General features: G+C 63.3%; 1 pseudogene. It reads left to right on the top strand.

The features are described 5' to 3' along the window. Positions 1–699 precede the first annotated feature (699 nt). Positions 700–1,798: pseudogene (locus tag RMN95_RS12075) on the top strand (IS3 family transposase); the annotation flags it as partial.

The following is a 1,798-nucleotide window of genomic DNA, read 5'->3' as shown; positions in this document are numbered from 1 at the left end:
CACGCAGGTGAAATAGCTGTGAGACCAACACAGCGGTTGTATGTGGTCTCGCCTGTAGCCGTCGCGGTCCGCTGAACATGTAGGTCGCCCCGCACCGGTAGCGACACCGAACAGGGCAGAACCCGCGAACAGGTAACGGATCGTCGCCGCCGCAGCTCCCGCGCCGGGACCGGCGGGTGTCGTCCGTGTGGGACACGACCCGGCAGGTTACATCCCGAACGTAGGCGACCGTCGTGCCATCTGTGAGGATGGTCGTCGGGCGCCGGTCCGCCACGTTACAGCCCAGTGTCTGATCAGCGAACTTCACCGTGTTCCCGTGCGCATTATACGTCAAAGTGGTCGCGGTCAGGGCGGTGACCGTCACCGGAGACGCCCCCACCACCGCCGGACCCACCGGCGCCACCGTGGAGGTCAGGCGGTCGGGCTAGTCGTAGCAACACCCGGTCACCGCCGGGGCGCCACCTGCAGCAAGAACACAACAGAACTTAACTTGGCATCAGACAGGGTCGAGGAAGCCGATTCGGTGCGTTACCTCAGCGATGTTCACGTACCGGACCCATGAGTGCGTCGGCTTCTTGAAGAAAGCACGAAGAATCGAACGTTCGGCCACGACCACAAGGTTGTTGTCAACCCCTCCAAGGAACTTTGAAGCGCCCCAGGTTTGATGCCGCATCCTTTTGAGTTGCAAGGATGTATGTCATGCCTAAGAAGATCGATCCTGCCTTGCGCGATCGGGCGGTGCGGCTGGTGCGTGAGCACCGGTCGGAGTACCCGTCGTTGACGGCCGCGTCAGCGGCCTTTGCTCGCCAAGTCGGTGTCGGCCACGAATCCGTGCGCCGGTGGGTGCTGCAAGCCGATATCGACGACGGTACCCGCGACGGGGTGAGCTCCGTCGACCATGCCGAAATCAAGCGGCTGAAGGCGGAGAACACTCGGCTGCGTGAAGATGTCGCGATCCTGCGGGCGGCGAAGAGTTTCTTCGTGGGGGAACTCGACCCCCGAAACCGTTGATGATGGGTTTCATCGACACGATGAGATCCGAGGGGCACGCGGCCTGGTCGATCTGCCGGGTTCTGCGCGAGCAGGACTGCCAGATCGCCGCGCGCACCTACCGGGCCTGGCGGGGCGGCGCTGTCGCTGCTCGAACGGTCACCGACGCGCAGGTGTTCGACGCGGTCCGTGAGGCTGCCTGGACCAGTGTCGAAGTCAACGGACGGCAGCTGCGAAAGCTGACTCCGGAAGGGCTCTATGGGCGGCGGAAGATGACCGCGCTGATCCGGCGCACCACGATCACCGGCGCGTCCCGTGGAGCGATCGACAGGGCCATGAGGGCGCTCGGGTTGTTGGGCATCCGCCGAGACAAGGGCATCCGCACCACGATCCCCGCCAAAGACGGAATCCGCGCTGGAGACCTCCTGAATTGGGACTTCACCGCCCCGCGACCGGATCACACCAGGGTGATGGACTTCACTTACTGCCGCACCTGGGCCGGGTGGGTTTACGTCGCGTTCATCGTTGATGTGTTCTCGCAACGCATCGTCGGCTGGCACGCGCAGACTAGCAAACATGTCGAGCTGGTGATGATCCCGCTGCGGATGAGTCTCTGGGAACGCGGTCGACAAGGCCACCCGATACAACCCCAGCAGCTGCGGGCACATTCAGACGCCGGATCCCAATACGTTTCTTTGGCCTATACCGAGAAACTCGCCCTCGACGGCATCGCACCATCGATCGGATCCGTCGGCGACGCCTACGATAACGCGCTCATGGAGAGCATCAACGGGCTCTACAAAGCCGA

Origin of the sequence: Salinibacterium sp. (assembly GCF_031364185.1) — a bacterium.
GTDB lineage: Bacteria > Actinomycetota > Actinomycetes > Actinomycetales > Microbacteriaceae > Rhodoglobus.
This window is presented reverse-complemented; position numbering and strand designations above follow the sequence as displayed.